The 16,255-nt window shown below is 64.0% G+C and carries 15 protein-coding genes and 1 tRNA gene; 8 read left to right on the plus strand and 8 right to left on the minus strand.

Annotated features, from left to right (window positions below):
* Positions 1 to 152: 152 nt before the first annotated feature.
* A complete protein-coding gene (locus ACP691_RS11725) occupies positions 153 to 2,738 on the plus strand; it encodes a M10 family metallopeptidase C-terminal domain-containing protein (RefSeq protein WP_426149593.1) in 2,586 nt (861 codons plus the stop codon).
* A gap of 169 nt (positions 2,739 to 2,907) precedes the next feature.
* Here ACP691_RS11725 and ACP691_RS11730 read toward each other — a convergent pair.
* The 3 genes from ACP691_RS11730 to mobA all read right to left on the minus strand — a co-directional run bounded on the left by ACP691_RS11730 (position 2,908) and on the right by mobA (position 3,965).
* Positions 2,908 to 2,984, minus strand: a tRNA-Pro gene (locus ACP691_RS11730).
* A gap of 78 nt (positions 2,985 to 3,062) precedes the next feature.
* Positions 3,063 to 3,284, minus strand: a complete 222-nt coding sequence (locus ACP691_RS11735; protein ID WP_040260733.1) for a YgdI/YgdR family lipoprotein — start codon at positions 3,282 to 3,284, stop codon at positions 3,063 to 3,065.
* A gap of 60 nt (positions 3,285 to 3,344) precedes the next feature.
* Entirely contained in the window at positions 3,345 to 3,965 is a 621-nt protein-coding gene (mobA, locus tag ACP691_RS11740; protein WP_426149594.1) for a molybdenum cofactor guanylyltransferase MobA, read from the minus strand.
* Between the two features lie 70 nt (positions 3,966 to 4,035).
* On the opposite strand from mobA, the gene moaB reads away from it, so the two are divergent.
* The 3 genes from moaB (at position 4,036) to yegS (ending at position 6,758) form a co-directional block, all read left to right on the plus strand.
* Positions 4,036 to 4,575, plus strand: coding sequence for a molybdenum cofactor biosynthesis protein B (gene moaB / locus ACP691_RS11745; RefSeq protein WP_426149595.1), 540 nt, complete (start codon positions 4,036 to 4,038; stop codon positions 4,573 to 4,575).
* Between the two features lie 10 nt (positions 4,576 to 4,585).
* Positions 4,586 to 5,779 carry a gephyrin-like molybdotransferase Glp gene (glp, locus tag ACP691_RS11750; protein WP_426149715.1) on the plus strand — a complete coding sequence of 398 codons (1,194 nt, stop codon included), beginning with the start codon at positions 4,586 to 4,588 and terminating at the stop codon, positions 5,777 to 5,779.
* Between the two features lie 79 nt (positions 5,780 to 5,858).
* Positions 5,859 to 6,758: a lipid kinase YegS gene (yegS, locus tag ACP691_RS11755; RefSeq protein ID WP_426149596.1), complete on the plus strand. Its 900-nt coding sequence runs from the start codon at positions 5,859 to 5,861 to the stop codon at positions 6,756 to 6,758.
* Here yegS and ACP691_RS11760 read toward each other — a convergent pair.
* From ACP691_RS11760 to ACP691_RS11770, 3 genes are read right to left on the minus strand one after another with little or no spacing between them, the layout of a single operon-like run.
* Positions 6,742 to 7,398, minus strand: coding sequence for a response regulator (locus tag ACP691_RS11760; RefSeq protein ID WP_426149597.1), 657 nt, complete (start codon positions 7,396 to 7,398; stop codon positions 6,742 to 6,744). The genes yegS and ACP691_RS11760 overlap by 17 nt on opposite strands.
* On the minus strand, positions 7,395 to 8,312 hold the full coding sequence (locus tag ACP691_RS11765) for a sensor histidine kinase (protein WP_426149598.1): 918 nt from the start codon (positions 8,310 to 8,312) through the stop codon (positions 7,395 to 7,397). Before ACP691_RS11765 ends, ACP691_RS11760 begins: the two co-directional genes overlap by 4 nt.
* Positions 8,313 to 8,368: 56 nt before the next feature.
* Positions 8,369 to 8,752 carry a hypothetical protein gene (locus ACP691_RS11770; protein ID WP_426149599.1) on the minus strand — a complete coding sequence of 128 codons (384 nt, stop codon included), beginning with the start codon at positions 8,750 to 8,752 and terminating at the stop codon, positions 8,369 to 8,371.
* A gap of 289 nt (positions 8,753 to 9,041) precedes the next feature.
* On the opposite strand from ACP691_RS11770, the gene ACP691_RS11775 reads away from it, so the two are divergent.
* Both ACP691_RS11775 and ACP691_RS11780 read left to right on the plus strand, forming a co-directional pair.
* A complete protein-coding gene (locus ACP691_RS11775) occupies positions 9,042 to 9,971 on the plus strand; it encodes a chemotaxis protein CheV (protein ID WP_426149600.1) in 930 nt (309 codons plus the stop codon).
* A gap of 57 nt (positions 9,972 to 10,028) precedes the next feature.
* Positions 10,029 to 10,820, plus strand: a complete 792-nt coding sequence (locus ACP691_RS11780) for an MOSC domain-containing protein (RefSeq protein WP_426149601.1) — start codon at positions 10,029 to 10,031, stop codon at positions 10,818 to 10,820.
* Positions 10,821 to 10,898: 78 nt separating this feature from the next.
* Here ACP691_RS11780 and ACP691_RS11785 read toward each other — a convergent pair whose 3' ends face one another.
* Positions 10,899 to 12,833: a transglycosylase SLT domain-containing protein gene (locus ACP691_RS11785; protein ID WP_426149602.1), complete on the minus strand. Its 1,935-nt coding sequence runs from the start codon at positions 12,831 to 12,833 to the stop codon at positions 10,899 to 10,901.
* Positions 12,834 to 12,987: 154 nt separating this feature from the next.
* On the opposite strand from ACP691_RS11785, the gene ACP691_RS11790 reads away from it, so the two are divergent.
* Positions 12,988 to 14,898 carry an ATP-binding cassette domain-containing protein gene (locus tag ACP691_RS11790; protein ID WP_426149603.1) on the plus strand — a complete coding sequence of 637 codons (1,911 nt, stop codon included), beginning with the start codon at positions 12,988 to 12,990 and terminating at the stop codon, positions 14,896 to 14,898.
* Between the two features lie 128 nt (positions 14,899 to 15,026).
* On the opposite strand, the gene ACP691_RS11795 is transcribed toward ACP691_RS11790, so the two are convergent.
* Positions 15,027 to 15,482, minus strand: a complete 456-nt coding sequence (locus ACP691_RS11795) for a universal stress protein (RefSeq protein WP_040260723.1) — start codon at positions 15,480 to 15,482, stop codon at positions 15,027 to 15,029.
* Positions 15,483 to 15,589: 107 nt separating this feature from the next.
* Here ACP691_RS11795 and ACP691_RS11800 point away from each other — a divergent pair, with 107 nt between their 5' ends.
* The gene (locus ACP691_RS11800) at positions 15,590 to 16,030 is read left to right on the plus strand and encodes a hypothetical protein (protein WP_426149604.1); all 441 of its coding nucleotides are present in this window, start codon (positions 15,590 to 15,592) and stop codon (positions 16,028 to 16,030) included.
* Positions 16,031 to 16,255 lie beyond the last annotated feature (225 nt).

Genomic DNA, 16,255 nt, shown 5'->3' on the forward strand with positions numbered 1-16,255 from the left:
AGCAGCGGTCGGCGTCCCTTGAGGTTCAGTTTTGGAGCAACCTGAACTTTCTGACGGTTAGCGGCACTGCTTGCCTGGTTTTTGCCCACTCCGTTCAGTTTGTCGTCGAGCGGTTGCTCTTCGACTCCCGGCGTTCAAAGGAACGGATTACCATGGCGACAATCTTCAATGTGCTTGACTTCGGCGCCAAGGGCGACGGCATCAATGACGACACCAATGCGATCCAGCTAGCGATCAATGCGGCATTCGAGGCTGGCGGAGGGCAGGTTTATATCCCCCGAGGCACCTTCATCATCAGCGGCGCCAACGCAGACGGTGGCTGCCTCACCCTCGAGAGCAATGTCACCCTCGTCGGCGAAGGCCAGAACCTCACCACCTTGAAACTCAAGGACGGCAGCAGCGGCGACATCGACGCGATGGTGCGCACCTCTAGCGCTCACGACATAGCCGGAGCAACCCTTACCCGTCTTACGCTAGATGGCAATCAGGCTCATACGGACGGCATCGTAAACGGTTTCGTGACCGGAGCCGAAGAGGGCTCCCCATCTCACGCCAGCGCTATCACGGTAAACCAGGTCACCTTTACCGGACTGAGCGGCGATGGCTTACAGGCCTTGGCGCAAACTGCAGGATTGATCGTTGAAGACAGTCTGGCTAGCGGCAATCTCGGCGACGGCTTCGCTACCCTCGCCTTTGGCAAGGGCACTGCAGGCTTCTATGACAACGAAGCTTCCGATAACGGCGGGGATGGCTTCGACCTGCAATACCAGGGCAACCGCTTCGGCCTCTATTCCAACGTGGCTCACGACAACGCTGGCAATGGCATGGTGCTGGAAGATGGGGCGAGCACTGTGGGCAAAGGCTCGTTGGGAGGTGACATAAGCGGTGGCGCCATCTATGGCAACGGCGGCGCGGGGCTAGTGGAGCGTGGGTTTTTGCGGGGGTACATCCGCGACATGGATATCCATGACAACACCGGTGCCGGCGTGCGCCTCGAAGGCACGCGCTACGCCACAGTTACCGACTCGTGGATGTACAACAATGGCCAGAATGGCGATGCCCAGATCGTTGTCACAGGTAACACGCTCGCAAACGGACAGGTGGTGAAAGCCGATAAGCAGCTCACCCTCACCTACAACAACCTCGTCGGCAATGGCAGCAGCGCTGCGGCCGTGATGGACACAGACACCAATACCCCGCAATACCATTACATCTACAGCAATGTGCTACAGAACCTGGCAGGAGGTATCGACGTAGCAGGCAACATGGCCTCCTGGCCCAGCGGGCCGAACCGTTCCTACGGCACTGCGAGCGCTGACACGCTCACCGGCAGCTCCGCCCCCGACACCCTCTACGGCTATGCAGGCGATGACGTACTGGAAGGCGGCCGCCGCGCGGATCGATTGGACGGTGGGCTTGGTGCCGACACCCTTAGCGGCGGCACCGGCAAAGACACCTTCGTGTTCAACCAACTGGCCGACAGTACCCGCGAACATTTGGATGTGATCACCGACTTTTCCGTGACCGGGGACAGGCTCGACCTCAGCGCCCTGGGCATCGACCATTTGGGGGACGGGCGCGACGGCTCGGTCGCACTGAGCTATGCGGCCGCCGAACACCGTACCTACCTTACTCACCTGGGGGCAGATGGCACCGAGGACTTTCGCCTGGCGCTGCATGGGGATTTCCGTACACGCCTCACGGACAGCAAGTTCGTAGCGCTGCATGAGGGCACCGCTGGCAATGACACCCTGAGCTGGCTGGGCACCACCGACGCCGGCTTGATCAGCGGCGGCGATGGCGATGACGTACTCGAAGGGGGCCGTGGCAGTGGTCGCCTGGACGGTGGCGCAGGCGCTGATACGCTCACCGGTGGCGGCGGGGCGGACGTGTTCGTTTACCACGAGGTGACCGATAGTTTCGTCAATGACCGTACCGGAGTGGCCTCCGTCGATCGCATCACCGATTACGACTTCGGTTACGGCCTCGTTTCCGGCGACCGCATCGACGTATCGGCGTTGGGGTTCACTGGCATAGGCGACGGCCATGACGGAACCCTGCTCTTCAATCTCCAGGACGGGGTATGGAGCGTGCAATCGCTGGACGCGGACGCCGACGGGAATCGGTTCTGCCTCACCTGGACGGTCCATGCCGTGGGCCTGGCTACCGGCGATGTCGAGAACGCCGTTATCTTCGCCCCAACAGCTACGCCCATACCGCAACACTTCACCTGGCTCGGCGCCACCGAAGGCAAGGACGTGCTGACGCTATCTGCTCTATACAGCGGCGGCGATTACGATGGGCTGGCGGGCAACGATATTATTACGCTCGCCACAGGAGACAGCGTGATCACCGGGGGGTTGGGCCGCGACACCCTTGCCGGCGGCTCCGGCGCAGACACCTTCCGCTATACACAGCTGGAGGACAGCTATCACGGCGCTAACGACCTGATCACCGACTTCAACCCCACCAAGGACCTTATCGACGTCGTCGCCCTTGGCTACACAGGGCTAGGTGACGGGCACAACGGCACCCTTCTGCTGGCGTACAGCACTGATACCGATCGCACCTACGTAAAGGATCTGGACCTGAATGCCAGCGGGCACCGCTTCGAAGTCGGCCTGAGCGGTAACTTGGTCAATGCCATGGACGCGAGCAGTTTCGTATTCGCCGATGCGGCCGCACCTGAAGTTACCCTCCTGGCTGCGGCCCATGGCGTCGATCACGCCCTAGGGTAGACCAGTATTCTCCCAGCCCTTGCGCCTGTAAGGGTGAAGGGCAGTGGTCGGCAGGCTCGAGGCGGACATACGAAAGAGAAGGAGATACGGCCAGAAACAGAAAAGCCCGCACGGGGCGGGCTTTTCAGGGCATTTCGGAGGCTGCCGGAGACAGCCCGAAACAGTGATTTGGTCGGAGAGACAGGATTCGAACCTGCGGCCTTCTCGTCCCGAACGAGACGCGCTACCTGGCTGCGCTACACTCCGATGGGGAAAGCATATCGCTGCTCAGCAGCCTCTGCAACCCCTTGAAACCGTACAAGTTACGCTCACCCCGCAGCCTGGTCACAGCTCCTTGACAGTGCGAACCTGATCCTTGTTGATACGCGTCTGCTTGCCATCCAGCTGTTCGATTTCATAGAAGCCGGTGTCTTCGTCGAACTTGGGCGTATCCACGGCCTGGATCTCACGGCCATCGTTGAGTGTGATCACCGTGGGGGTGGAGCATCCCGCCAGCGCGGCCAGGCCGGCAGCGAGCATGAGGGCGGGGAAGATCCTTCTGGACATTGCAAGTCTCCGAAAAAAGGCTGGTTCACCCCTCAGACGCGGCACCGTTGCGCAAGTTCCTCAAGCCGGTACGTCAGTTCCGGATTCGGGAGCGGGCTGGTCCTGAATCAGCTCGAGGGTGTTGAGGTTTCCCAGACGGGCATCGCCGGCAGGGCAATCCAGAGCGAGGGCTCCAAGCGCTTTAAGCACCCGTCGCGGGCTGCGCTCACCTTGGCTCCAGGCCATTTCGAATGCCTCCCGGGCAGTGCAGGGTAGCACGCACAGCAAGGGCTCCCAATGGCCGCCCTGACGTATTGCGAGCGGTACCTCGGGCACCCGCGCCTGTTGGGCCAGCATCTGCAACACGAGTGCCTGGTCCATGCCCGGGACGTCGCAGGGCAGCACCAGTATCCGGCTATGTCGTGCCAGGGCCAACCCGGCGCACAGGCCGGCCATGGGGCCAGGGAAGCCGGGTTGTTCATCGGTGGCCAGGCGGTCGGCCCACCGGGTGTAGATATCGGCGTTGCGGTTGCAGGAAATGATCAGATCATCCGTCAGCGCGCGTACCTGCTGATGTAGATGCTCCACCATGGGACGGCCTCGCCAGGGCAGCAGGCCCTTGTCTTGTCCATTCACCCGCGCGCCCCTGCCTCCGGCGAGGATAAGCACCGAGGTGGACGGCAAAACGGACAAAGCGGTCATGGCGGCTCTACGGCAGGGAATAGGCCCTGTGATATAACATTCCGGTTTTCATTCAACAACTGGAAGCGCCATGTCATCCAAGGCCGATGCCCCCTTCGTCCCGCTCAACATCGCCGTGCTTACTGTCAGCGATACCCGTACCCGGGAAACCGATACTTCCGGCCAACTGTTCGTGGATCGGCTCACCGCGGCCGGCCATCGCCTGGCCGCGCGCGTGTTGCTCAAGGACGACCTCTATAAGATTCGTGCCCAGGTCGCTGGATGGATCGCCGATGATGAAGTCCAGGTGGTGCTGATCACCGGCGGCACCGGCTTCACCGGGCGCGATAGCACGCCCGAAGCCGTGGCCTGCCTGTTGGACAAGCATATCGACGGTTTCGGCGAGCTGTTCCGGCAGCTATCCGTGGCTGATATCGGTACCTCCACCGTGCAGTCCAGGGCCTTGGCGGGGCTGGCCAACGGTACACTGGTGTGCTGCCTCCCCGGCTCGACCAATGCCTGCCGCACAGGCTGGGACGGCATCCTTGCGCAGCAGTTGGATAACCGTCATCGACCGTGCAACTTCGTTGCGCACCTGAAGAAGGCCGCGCCCTGTGAAAGCCGTGGATAAGGGTGGCAGGATGACGCTCATGCCGCTGGGTGAAGCGCTGCAGCGCCTGCTGGCATTGGCTGAAGCCGAACCCCTCGATGGTGTCGATACCCTGCCGCTGGAAGCACTCGATGGGCGAGTGCTGGCCGAGCCACTGCGAGCCGTCACCGACCTTCCTCCCTGGCCAAACAGCGCCATGGATGGCTACGCCCTGGCCAGCGCGGATTGGCAAGGGGAGCCGTTGGAGGTCACGCAGCGGATCTTCGCCGGGCATGCGCCTTCGGCACTGGAGTCTGGTACCTGCGCTCGCATCTTCACTGGCGCGCCCTTGCCCCAGGGCGCTGACTGCGTGCAGATGCAGGAGAACGCGCACCTGGATGCCGAGGGCCGGGTGAGCTTTAGCACACCGCCGCGTCCGGGCCTGAACGTTCGACCACGTGCGCAGGAGTGTCATGCCGGTGAAGTGGTAATGGAGGCCGGGACGCGCCTGGGCCCCATCGAGCTGGGCCTGGCCGCGACCCTGGGCATAGCCAGCCTGCCGGTGCGTCGCAAGGCCCGCGTGGCGGTATTGTCCACCGGCGACGAGTTGGTAGAGCCAGGCCAGCCACTGGGGCCCGGGCAGATCTACAACAGCAATCGGCGATTACTCTGCAGCTGGCTGGAGCGTACCGGCTGCGAGGTCGTGGACGCCGGCATCGTCACCGATGACCTGGCCAGGACCCGCGAGGCACTGGCCGCGCTGCACGGTGTGGATTTGATCCTGACCACCGGGGGGGTGTCCGTGGGCGACGCCGATTGCCTCGGCCAAGCGCTGCGCGAGGGGGGCGAACTGGCGCTGTGGAAACTGGCGATCAAGCCAGGCAAGCCACTGACCGTGGGACGTTACCAAGGCACCCTGGTGATCGGTCTGCCCGGGAACCCGGCCTCTACCCTGGTGACCTTCGCTTTGTTGGCGCGGCCTTATCTGCTGCGGCGAATGGGCTCGACCCGGGTGACGCCTCGCGGGCACATGGCCGCCGCCTCGTTCGCCTGGCCCAGTGGCAGCCGGCGGGAATTTCTCAGGGCACGCATCGAAGACGGGCAGGCGGTGCTGTATCCAAACCAGAGCTCAGGCGTGCTGCGTAGCGCCGCCTGGGCCGACGGGCTGGTAGAGGTGCCCGAGGGTCGCGCGGTGGCGCCGGGCGATCAGGTGCGCTTCATTCCCATGACAGAACTCTTGTCCTGATTCCCAGAAAGCGTGGCGCCATTTCGCCCCGGCCGTGGTCATATGAACCTGAGTCGCTCGGGTTAGGGGAGCTAGGCATATGGGCAAGGCGTGGTTGATCCTGCATGGTAAGCAGGCGCTGAACGAAGATGTCCGCGCGGCGGTAATGGCGCGACGCAAATCCGGCTGGGACATTGCGGTACGCCTGACCTGGGAGGGGGGAGATGCCGCCAGGCTGGTAGAGGAAGGCCTCTGCGCGGGCTACCGTACCTTGATCGCGGGGGGAGGCGATGGCACCCTCCGTGACGTGGCCGAGGCCTTGGCGCTGCATCCGGCCGCTGGGGAGGCGAGCCTGGCCTTGCTGCCCCTGGGTACGGCCAACGACTTCGCCAGGGCGGCCGGCGTGCCGCTGGAACCCGCCGAAGCGCTTGCCTTGCTGGATACCCCGGCACGGCCCGTGGACCTGGGAGAAGTGGGTGGTCAGCTGTTCCTCAACATGGCGACCGGCGGTTTTGGCAGTCAGGTCACTGCCAACACATCCGAAGACCTGAAGAAGGTATTGGGCGGGGCAGCCTATCTGTTCACTGGCCTGACCCGCTTCAGCGAATTGCGGGCTGCCTCCGGTGCGCTCAAGGGACCGGGCTTCGCCTGGGAGGGTGAACTCCTGGCCTTGGGCATCGGCAATGGCCGGCAGGCCGGTGGTGGGCATCTGTTGTGTCCCGAGGCAACGGTGGACGATGGCCTGCTGGACGTGAGCATCCTGCCGGCCCCGACCGAGGTGGTGTCCACGCTCAAGGAGTTGTTGGCTGGTGGGTTGGGCCTGGATACGCTGTTCGTTCGCGCGCGTGTGCCATGGGTGGAAATCCAGGGCGCCCAAGGGCTGGATATCAACCTGGACGGCGAGCCGCTGCAAGGCACCGACCTGCGCTTTTGTGCACGGCCCGGCGCGGTGCGACTGCATTTGCCCCAAGGATGCCAGCTGCTCAGTCGTCCGGGCTGATGATACGTTCACGTACCGCATAAAGGACCAGGCCCGGAACATCGAAGATCTGCAGGCGCTTCATGATCTGAGCGCGGTGGGTTTCTACCGTCTTGATGCTCAGGCCCAGGCCCTCGGCGATGCCGCGGGTCGAAGTGCCGCGTACGATCAACCGCAGGATCTCCATCTGGCGGCCGGTCAGCGTTGGTGCCTGAATGGCAGGACGTGCCATGCGTTGGGCCAGCACGGCCTGATCGATGACCGCGTGGGTGACGCCCGGGCTGAGATAGCGTTCACCGTGGCGCAGTGCCTGCAAGGCCTGCTCTAGCTCGTTGGCCGTGGCATCCTTGAGAAGGTAGCCATCAGCCCCGGCTTGCAGGGCGTGGAGTATGGTTTCCGATTCATGGTGCATGGACAGTACCAGCACGCGGCAGGCCGGCCCTCCGCGACGCAACTGACGAAGGGCTTCCAGGCCCCCAGTGCCCTTCATGGCCAGGTCCAGGAGCACGATGTCCGCCCGGCTGCGCCGAACCAGCTCCGAAAGCTGCCAACCGTCGCCGGCTTCGCCCACCACGGTATAGCCTGGGATGTCCGCCACCAGCGCCTTGACCCCGGCGCGAATCAGCGCATGGTCATCGACCAGCACCAGCCTGCAGGTCACGATCGCGCCTTGGCGGCCCGGCGGCTGGCCCGTCCGGGCCATGGCAGCAGCGCTTCGACCCGCGTGCCTTCGCCCGGCGCGCTATAGACCTTCAGGTGCCCGCGCAGGGCCTGGGTGCGTTCAGCCATGCCGGCCAGGCCCCGACCCGGCGGGACGGCGGCGGTATCGAAGCCTTCGCCATCGTCGGCGATGCGAATCCACAACCCCTGTTTCTCACGGGCGACTACTACCCAGAGGTTTCGCGCTCGGGCGTGGCGCAGCAGGTTGGTCACGCCTTCTTGGATGATCCGAAAGGCCGCGACCTGAATATCCGCCGGCAGGCCGTCCAGCCGCTGGCGACAGTTCAGGCTCCAGTCCAGGTCCGTCTCGGCCAGGGCTTTGCGCAGGTGGTTGCGCAGGCATAGTTCCAGCCCCAGGCTGGCCAGTTGATGAGGGCTGAGCAGTGTGGACATGTCGCGTACAGTACTCAGGCAGTCCGCCAAGGTTGCGCGCAGGGTGGCTACCGATTCTGTCAGTTCCGCGGGCAGTCGCCGGTCAAGCCAGTCCACCTGCAGACGGGCAGCGGTCAGGAGCTGGCCAATCTCGTCATGAAGGTCGCGGCCGAGACGTTCACGCTCGCCTTCACGGGCTCGGCTCATGTGCCCAGCCAGCTCCTCCGGGCGCAGTGCGATAGCCCCTTCCGGTGCCTGGCGCGCATGGGCCAGCGCGAACAGCGCGATGATCAGGGCAGCGTTGGCGAACAGCAGGGAACCGTTGATGGGCGCCTGGTTGAGCCAGGCGAAACCGTCCAGGGCAAGGCAACCCAGGGTAACGCCAGCTACGGTCAGACGGCGGGCCAGGGGTTGGGTATATCGCCCGGACGAGAGTGCGGAGGTAGGCGTAGTGGCAGGCATCATCGCAGATGTAGGGCGCAAGAGGGCGTATGACGCCGCATGTTAGCACCTCGCATCCGATCGGTCGCTCGTTCTTCCTAGGCGGCGCTGGCGGTCGCCCCGTGGAGCGCGCGCGTGCAGCATTCAGCCAGGCGCGCCAGGAGCTCGGCCTGTTCAGCATCGTCCATGTGAGGGTCGTTCAATTCTACCTGCCAGCCCAGCAGGTCAAGGCAGGCCTTGCATGCCATCAGCGCCGGGCCCTGCAAGCCTTGCTCGGCGTACAATAGTCGGCCGAGCGCCAGGGCCATGCGTTCGGCAAAGGTTGCAAGTGAGCCGTCACCCTCCTGAAAAAGGGCAGCCAGGCGGAAAAGATTGTCGTGCAGTGCCTGGCACGCGTCCCGGTCGTTCTCCAGCAGGCTCAGATGCTCCATGCAGTCCAGGAGTCGGCCCATCAGCTTGGCGGACTCAGCCACCTCAGACATGACGAGCGCGTGGGCTGAGGGGATATGGAGGAAGTGCAAGATTCATGGTGGGCTCCATCCTTCAAAGAATGAAACCACGTTAAGGGTTGGCCAGTGTTTCGAACATCAGGCGTGCCCGCAGGGTTCCTAGGGGTTTCCCTGATGCTCCTTTTAGGCAGCGCCGGGCATCGCATGTAACCGGGGCACCGCCAGCACGCCGTATGCCTTGACCCCTTGTCGCCTCTGCTCAAGTTCATCCTGGCGGCGCCGATAGCCAGAACATGCTTCCATCTCACCGCCGGGGACTCTCATGGCTGGCATTCTCGATAGCGTCGATCAACGCACCCAACTAGTGGGTGAAAACCGCCTTGAAATCCTCATGTTTCGCCTGGCAGGCCGCCAGCTGTTCGCGATAAACGTGTTCAAGGTTCAAGAAGTCCTGCAACTGCCGAAGCTGACCCTGATGCCCCAGCGCCATGCTTTCGTCTGCGGCGTGGTCAACCTGCGCGGGCAAACGCTGCCGGTGATCGACCTCTCCCAGGCCATCGGCATGCGCCCGCTGCAGCCGGGGCCTGACAGTACGATCATCGTCACCGAATACAACCGTTCCGTACAGGCGTTCCTGGTGGGTGGGGTCGACCGGATCATCAACATGAACTGGGAGTCCATCCTGCCACCCCCGACAAGCGCCGGGCGCCAGCATTATCTGACGGCGATCACCCGCGTCGAAGACAAGCTGGTGGAAGTGATCGACGTGGAGAAGGTGCTTGCCGAAATCGTGCCCTACAATGCGCGGGTATCCAAGGAGAAACTCGAGGACGCGATGCTGGCCAATGCTCGGGGCCGTGAGATTCTCCTGGTGGATGACTCCACCGTGGCGCTGTCACAGTTGCGCGATACCTTGTCCCAGCTTGGCTGTGTATTGCATGTGGCCAGTGATGGCCTGAAGGCACTGCGCATGCTTCAGGGCTGGGCGAACGCGGGCGAGGACGTGTGCAGCAAGCTGCTGATGGTGTTCACCGATGCGGAAATGCCCGAGATGGATGGCTATCGCCTGACCACGGAAATCCGCCAGGACCCTCGCCTGCGCGAACTCTATGTAGTGCTGCATACCTCGCTGTCGGGTAGCTTCAACGAGTCCATGGTCAAGAAGGTAGGCTGCGATAACTTCCTGTCCAAGTTCCAGCCTGACCGTTTGGTGGAAGTGGTACGTCAGCGCCTGGAAATGCAGTACGGCTGAGTCGAACCGCGGCTGGGCTTCGTTTATGCTAGGGCGCCTACCTTTTGGAGCCGCCGGATGCGCCTCAGTGCCCTGTACCGTTACGCGGTGAAGTCCGCCCAGGCCGAGCCCTTGCAGGCCAGCCCCGTGGGCGCCCTGGGGTTGCTCGGAGATCGGCGCTGGATGCTGGTGGACGAAGCCAGTGGGCGTTTTCTGACTCAGCGTACCTTGCCAATCCTGGGGAGCCTGGTGGCTCGGTACCGAGACGACGGAGGCCTCGAATTGAACGCGCCCGGGCAAGCCCCGCTGGCGGTGCCGCTTCCAGAACCGGACGGGAACCTGCGCGGCGTGGTGATCTGGAAGGATGCCTTGCGGGTGCCTGACGCCGGCGAAGCCGCTGCCCAGTGGGTAAGCGAGCTGATCGGCCAGTCAGCTCGCTTGGTGCAGGTTCCTGTCCATCGTGCCCGCCAGGTGGGCGACGGGCATGACCGCGTGGCGTTCGCCGATGGTTTCCCCCTTCTGTTGATCAATCAGGCATCGGTCGATGATCTGTCCACTCGAGTCGGCCGCAACATGGCCATGTTGCGCTTTCGCCCCAACCTGGTCATTGAAGGCGCGCCTGCCTATGCAGACGACGGATGGAAGCGATTGCGAATAGGAAGCGTCGACTTCCGAATCGCCAGCCCCTGTGCCCGTTGCATCCTGACCACCATCGATCCGCGCACCCACCAGCGGGAAAGTGATCGGGAGCCTCTGAATACGCTCAAGGGCTATCGGATGGGGGAGGGTGGCATCATGTTCGGGCAGAACCTCATCGCCGAAGGGGAAGGCCTGCTCGAGGTAGGTATGGAAGTGACGGTGCTGGAGTAGCTCGCGGCGAGGCTGGCGAAAGCGTGTTGCCAGCGCGCCGGGGGATGCCATTGGGGCCAGCTTCGCCAGCCCGTGCCTTCAGATATCGTCGAAGAAGCGTTCGTGCCAGTCCACTATGGGCTGAGGCGTGTTGAGCTTGGCACCATAGATGACCGCGTACGACAGCACGTTCTGAACGTACTGTCGGGTTTCGTCGAAGGGAATCGACTCCACCCACACGTCGAAGCTCAGATGGTTGGCGCCGCGCAGCCATTGCCGCACGCGCCCCGCCCCGGCGTTGTACGCGGCCGACGCCAGTACCCGGTTGCCGTTGAACTGCCCATGGACCACACTCAGGTAAGCCGCGCCCAGCTGGATGTTCTTGTCCGGATCGAGCGCCTGCTGGGGCGTGGCCAGGGGGATGCTGAACTTTCGAGCCGTTTCCTTGGCGGTGGCGGGCATCAGTTGCATCAGCCCCATGGCGCCCACGGGGGAGCGGGCATCGTCCATGAAGGCGCTCTCCTGCCGGGTGATCGCGAACACCCAACTGGCATGCAGCCCACGCAGGCGCGCTTCGCGCAGCAGGGCATCCCGGTGCGCCATGGGGAAGCGAATGTTCAAGTCATCCCAATACTGAGCCTGGCTGATGGTGCGAATGGCCGGGAAGTACCAGCCCATGTCGTATGCCAGCCTGGCCTGGGCAACCATCTGGTCGCGGTCGAAATGCCGTGACACGTAGTACCACTCGCGACGCCCGTCCACTACCTCGCCACGCTGGTAGAACTCCAGTGCCCTGCGAATCCCCGGCGCATTTCGCACGCTGTTCATCTGGCCCTGGGTCAAGGGCAGTGGGCGGTTGGTCAACTGGTAGGGCACCTGGGCCCGGTCGGCCGCCAGGAAGCCATAGAAATCCCGTTCCTTGGCGACGTCCCGATAGAGAGCGGGCACCTGCGGGTCGTTCGGCCGCGCCAGTTCCAGGGCCCGGGCTTCCCAGTATTTCCAGCGGTTGGTCTGGGCCAGGCTCGCTGGCAAGCGCCGGGTCAGTTCATAGGCGTCTTGCCAGCGGCCCAGGCGCAGCAACAACCGCAGGCGCCATTCGCTCACGGTGTCGTCGCGCAAGTCCGGGTCGTAGCGAGTCATGAGGTCCAGCGCGCGGCTGTCATAACGGCGCGCCAGGGCCAGGCCGATATCCTTGGCGATGGCCACTTTCTCTTCCGCTGAAAAACGCATGCTCGCCGCATAGGTGTCCAGCAGGCCAAGGGCCTTTTCCGGATCCTGGCGGGCGAGCCGGCGCAGGCCCAGGCCGACCGCATCGGCCATGGCCTCGTCGGCGGGCTGGAACAGTTCCGGCTGGTCCAGCAGGTCCGGTTTCTGCGCCACGTCGATCAGGCGCTTGCCCTGCACTTGCAGCGTTGGCAGCCCATCGACCATGCGCCTGGCCAGGGCATAGTTGCGTGCCTGCGCCGCCAGCCTGGCCCGCTGCCAGCGCTTGTGTTCGGTCAACTGGCCCTCGGCGGCCCAGCGGCCGAAGAGCGGGTCGCAGGCCGCCGGCCGGTCCTTGCCGCTGAGCCAGAGGCGCTCGGCATTGGCGTAGCCTTCGGCGCGTAGATCCGGGCGGGTGAGCTGGTACTGGCCGTACAGGCAGTCGAGCTCGGTGAAGTTGAGCTTGCTATCGTAGTAGCGGACGAAGGTGGCCCAGTCGCCGCGATCGGCCAGCATGCGCAGCCAGCGCAACTTGAGCCAGTTGATCTTCGGCAGGTCGCCGTGGGCGGCGATGAAGGCCTCGATTTCCTCGTCGCTGGCGCCCGGCAGGCGAGCCGTAAGCTCGTCATAGGCCAGGTAGGGCTCCAGGGGATAGTCGGCCAGCATCGCCTTGTACTGGAAGTACGGCGCGCTGTTGCCCTTGGCCAGGGCGGCCCTTGCCTGGTCGTAATACTGCCGTTGCGAGGCCAGGTCACCGGCTTGGGCCATGGGGCTGGAGGAAAGGACGCCGAGCAGCAGGGCGGGGACGAGGCGGGACAGTCGACTGCGCATGAGACTTCCGTAGAGCGTGCAGATTGGCCGCTAGCTTAGCCTGTTGGCCCCAGGCCCGAAAGCGCGCCGAGTGTTTCAAGGCGTGCCATCCGGCGCTTGCTGTACCAGGCTGGTACATAAGGTAGAATGCGCGCCGGCTTTTCCGGAGAATCCCATGACCCTGCTCAAACTGAGCGATGTTTCCCTCGCCTATGGCGCCATGCCCCTGCTCGACAAGGTTTCCTGGCAGATCGCCCGCGGTGAGCGGGTATGTATCATCGGCCGCAATGGCACTGGCAAGTCCAGCATGCTGCGCCTGGTGCGTGGCGACCAGAAGCCCGACGACGGCGACATCTGGCGCGCGCCGGGGTTGAAGATCGGCGAATTGCCCCAGGAACTGCCCCGGGCCGATGATCGCACCGTGTTCGACGTGGTCGCCGAAGGGCTCTCCGGAGTCGGCGAGCTGCTGGCCCGGTTTCACCACCTCAGCCAGAACATCGTCACCGACGCGGATCTCGACGCGCTGACCCACGTCCAGCAGGAGCTCGAAGCCCGGGATGGCTGGCGGCTGCAGCAGTTGGTCGAAAGTACCCTGAGCCGGCTGCAACTGCCCGCGGAAAAGACCCTGGCCGAGCTGTCGGGCGGCTGGCGTCGGCGCGTGCTCCTGGCCCAGGCGCTGGTGTCGGAGCCGGACCTGCTGTTGCTGGACGAGCCCACCAACCACCTGGACATCGGCGCCATTGCCTGGCTGGAAGAAGCGTTGGCCGGGTTCGGCGGGGCGGTGCTGTTCATCACCCACGACCGCGCCTTCCTGCAAAACCTGGCGACCCGGATCCTCGAGCTGGACCGTGGCCGATTGATCGACTGGAACGGCGACTACGCCAGCTTCCTGGTGCACAAGGAAGCGGAGCTGGCTGCCGAAGAGACCGCCAACGCACTCTTCGACAAGCGACTGGCCCAGGAAGAGGTGTGGATTCGCCAGGGCATCAAGGCGCGGCGTACGCGCAATGAAGGGCGAGTGCGTGCCCTCAAGGCGCTGCGCGTGGAACGTGGGGAGCGTCGCGAGCGTCAGGGCAGGGCCAATATCCAGCTGGACGTGGCCGACAAATCGGGCAAGCAGGTCATCGTCCTGGAGAACGTCAGCTACGCGCATCCAGGCGGCCCTTTCCTGGTCAAGGACTTTTCCCTGGTATTGCAGCGTGAAGACCGTATCGGGCTGCTCGGTGCCAATGGCAGCGGCAAGACGACCCTGCTCAAGCTCATGCTCGGCGACCTGCAGCCCACCACCGGCACGGTGACACGCGGTACCAAGCTGGAGGTGGCCTACTTCGACCAGCTGCGCCTGCAACTGGACCTGGAAAAGACCGTGATCGACAACCTGGCCGAAGGCCGGGACTTCATCGAAATCGACGGCCAGAGCCGGCATGTGCTCAGCTACCTGGGCGATTTCCTGTTCAGCCCTCAGCGGGCCCGGACACCGGTCAAGGCTCTGTCCGGGGGCGAGCGTGCCCGCCTGCTGCTGGCCAAGCTCTTCAGCAAGCCGGCCAATCTGCTGATACTGGACGAACCGACCAACGACCTGGACGTGGAAACCCTAGAGCTGCTCGAAGAAGTGCTTTCCAGCTTCAAGGGTACCGTACTGATGGTCAGCCACGACCGGGCCTTCCTCGATAACGTGGTCACCAGCACCCTGGTATTCGAGGGCGACGGCCTGGTACAGGAGTACGTTGGCGGCTACCAGGACTGGATTCGCCAAGGCGGCTCGGCAAAGTTGCTGGGCGTCAAGGAGGCCAGGCCAGCCAAGGCCGAACCGGCGCCGGTGACGGCCGCTCCCGCTACCAGCCCGGCGGTGGCGGTGGCGGTGCCCAAGAAAAAACTCAGCTACAAGCTGCAGCGCGAGCTGGAAGCCTTGCCGGGGCAGATTGACGAGATGGAAGCGCAGATCGCGGCTCTTGAGCAGGAAATGGCCGCGCCTGGTTTCTACCAGCGCCCGGCCGCCGAAACGGCCACGGTGCTCGCTCAGTTGGAGTCCAGTCAGGCGCAGCTCGATACCCTCCTCGAGCGCTGGGCCGAGCTGGACGACTGAGCGCCAGCGAATCGGGGTTCGGCCGGCCCCGACTCTAGGGGTCAAGGCTTCGCCGGCTTCACCGCAGCCTACAGGCCGAAATTCGGTCAGGCTGCGCAGGCCGGCAAGGCGGGCGGCTCTCCAGGGTGTCAGGCCTTCTCGGCCGGCTTGGCGCGCTCCAGGCGAACGGCAAGCACGTCGCATGGCGCGCCATGCAGTACATCATTGGAGGTCGAGCCCAGCAGCAGGCCCAGGCCGTGGCGGCCATGACTGCCCACGATGATCAGGTCGTAACCTTTCTCCTTGGCCAGCTTGTGGATTTCCTGCCGTGGCTGGCCGTAGGTGAGATGGCAAAACTCTTCGGCGACGTCTGGAAACTTCACGCGAAGCGCGCGCATGCGTTCCTTGGCCTGGTCGAACTGCTGCTGTTGCAGTTGCGACAGGTCCATGGGCACATCGCCCCCGAAGGCCATGGCCATGGGCTCGACAATATGCACCAGCGATAGCGTGGCCCCTGTACCTTCGGCCAGGGCGCGAGCGCGTTTGATGACCGGGTCGCATTCCTCGGTCAAGTCTACTGCCGCGAGGATGTGTTGGTAGGTCATGGCGGGTTGCTCCAACGAAAGTGTTAGCTTGATTATGGCCCTTTCATGGAAAACCCGCAGGTAGCACGGTTCCCCAAGGGGTGGTTTGTCGTTCGCGGAAGAGTTCTATGACGGTCTGGATAGTGGTGTCAATCCTCTTGGTGGTTCTGAGTCCCTTGGCGTGGTTGCGCCCGTCACGCCAGCAGAACGGGCGTATGGCTTGTCGCATGCGGGCGCGCAGCCTTGGCCTGGGCATGCAGCTGGCCCCGCAGCAATGGCCGCATTGGATGCCGGCGGGCTTGCCCAGCACGGCCGCCGAATACCATCGGCCTTGCCTCGACGCCGAGGGGCCGGCCTGGGAGTGGTGGCAGCCTGCGCCTGGGCACTGGGTCAACCGCTGGCAGGAGCCCTGCGAGGATCCCGAACTCCTGGCCCGGCTCGTCCAGTTGCCTGGCGACGTCTGGGCGCTGCGAGCGGAGCGACGGATGGTCTGTGCAGTCTGGGGAGAACGGAGCGGGACGGAGCAGGTTGCGCTGGTCGATAGAATCCTGCGCGAACTGAGCGCCTGATCAACCGCCAATCCAGGCAGTGAATTCGGCTTCATTCATCCAGGCGTCCCCTGGTGGCGGCATAATCGAGGCGGCATGTTTCGGTCAGGGCTGTCTACGCTGAGACAGCCGTTTGACGTGACTGATCGGTCGCAAACGGGTGCCTTTCGGGGACGATTGACAATCCCCGGCTTTTCGCTGAAGGTGTGCACACCCGAATCAAACGGGCGTATGAATCGAGCGTTT

Origin of the sequence: Pseudomonas sp. DC3200b2 (genome assembly GCF_049895785.1) — a bacterium.
GTDB lineage: Bacteria > Pseudomonadota > Gammaproteobacteria > Pseudomonadales > Pseudomonadaceae > Aquipseudomonas > Aquipseudomonas massiliensis.

Bases quoted from the DNA above. Each gene is read 5' to 3' on its own strand.
- ACP691_RS11725 (WP_426149593.1), top strand. From the start codon at position 153: ATGGCGACAATCTTCAATGTGCTTGACTTCGGCGCCAAGGGCGACGGC.
- ACP691_RS11735 (WP_040260733.1), bottom strand. From the start codon at position 3,284: ATGTCCAGAAGGATCTTCCCCGCCCTCATGCTCGCTGCCGGCCTGGCC.
- mobA (WP_426149594.1), bottom strand. From the start codon at position 3,965: ATGACCGCTTTGTCCGTTTTGCCGTCCACCTCGGTGCTTATCCTCGCC.
- moaB (WP_426149595.1), top strand. From the start codon at position 4,036: ATGTCATCCAAGGCCGATGCCCCCTTCGTCCCGCTCAACATCGCCGTG.
- glp (WP_426149715.1), top strand. From the start codon at position 4,586: ATGACGCTCATGCCGCTGGGTGAAGCGCTGCAGCGCCTGCTGGCATTG.
- yegS (WP_426149596.1), top strand. From the start codon at position 5,859: ATGGGCAAGGCGTGGTTGATCCTGCATGGTAAGCAGGCGCTGAACGAA.
- ACP691_RS11770 (WP_426149599.1), bottom strand. From the start codon at position 8,752: ATGTCTGAGGTGGCTGAGTCCGCCAAGCTGATGGGCCGACTCCTGGAC.
- ACP691_RS11775 (WP_426149600.1), top strand. From the start codon at position 9,042: ATGGCTGGCATTCTCGATAGCGTCGATCAACGCACCCAACTAGTGGGT.
- ACP691_RS11780 (WP_426149601.1), top strand. From the start codon at position 10,029: ATGCGCCTCAGTGCCCTGTACCGTTACGCGGTGAAGTCCGCCCAGGCC.
- ACP691_RS11785 (WP_426149602.1), bottom strand. From the start codon at position 12,833: ATGCGCAGTCGACTGTCCCGCCTCGTCCCCGCCCTGCTGCTCGGCGTC.
- ACP691_RS11790 (WP_426149603.1), top strand. From the start codon at position 12,988: ATGACCCTGCTCAAACTGAGCGATGTTTCCCTCGCCTATGGCGCCATG.
- ACP691_RS11795 (WP_040260723.1), bottom strand. From the start codon at position 15,482: ATGACCTACCAACACATCCTCGCGGCAGTAGACTTGACCGAGGAATGC.
- ACP691_RS11800 (WP_426149604.1), top strand. From the start codon at position 15,590: ATGACGGTCTGGATAGTGGTGTCAATCCTCTTGGTGGTTCTGAGTCCC.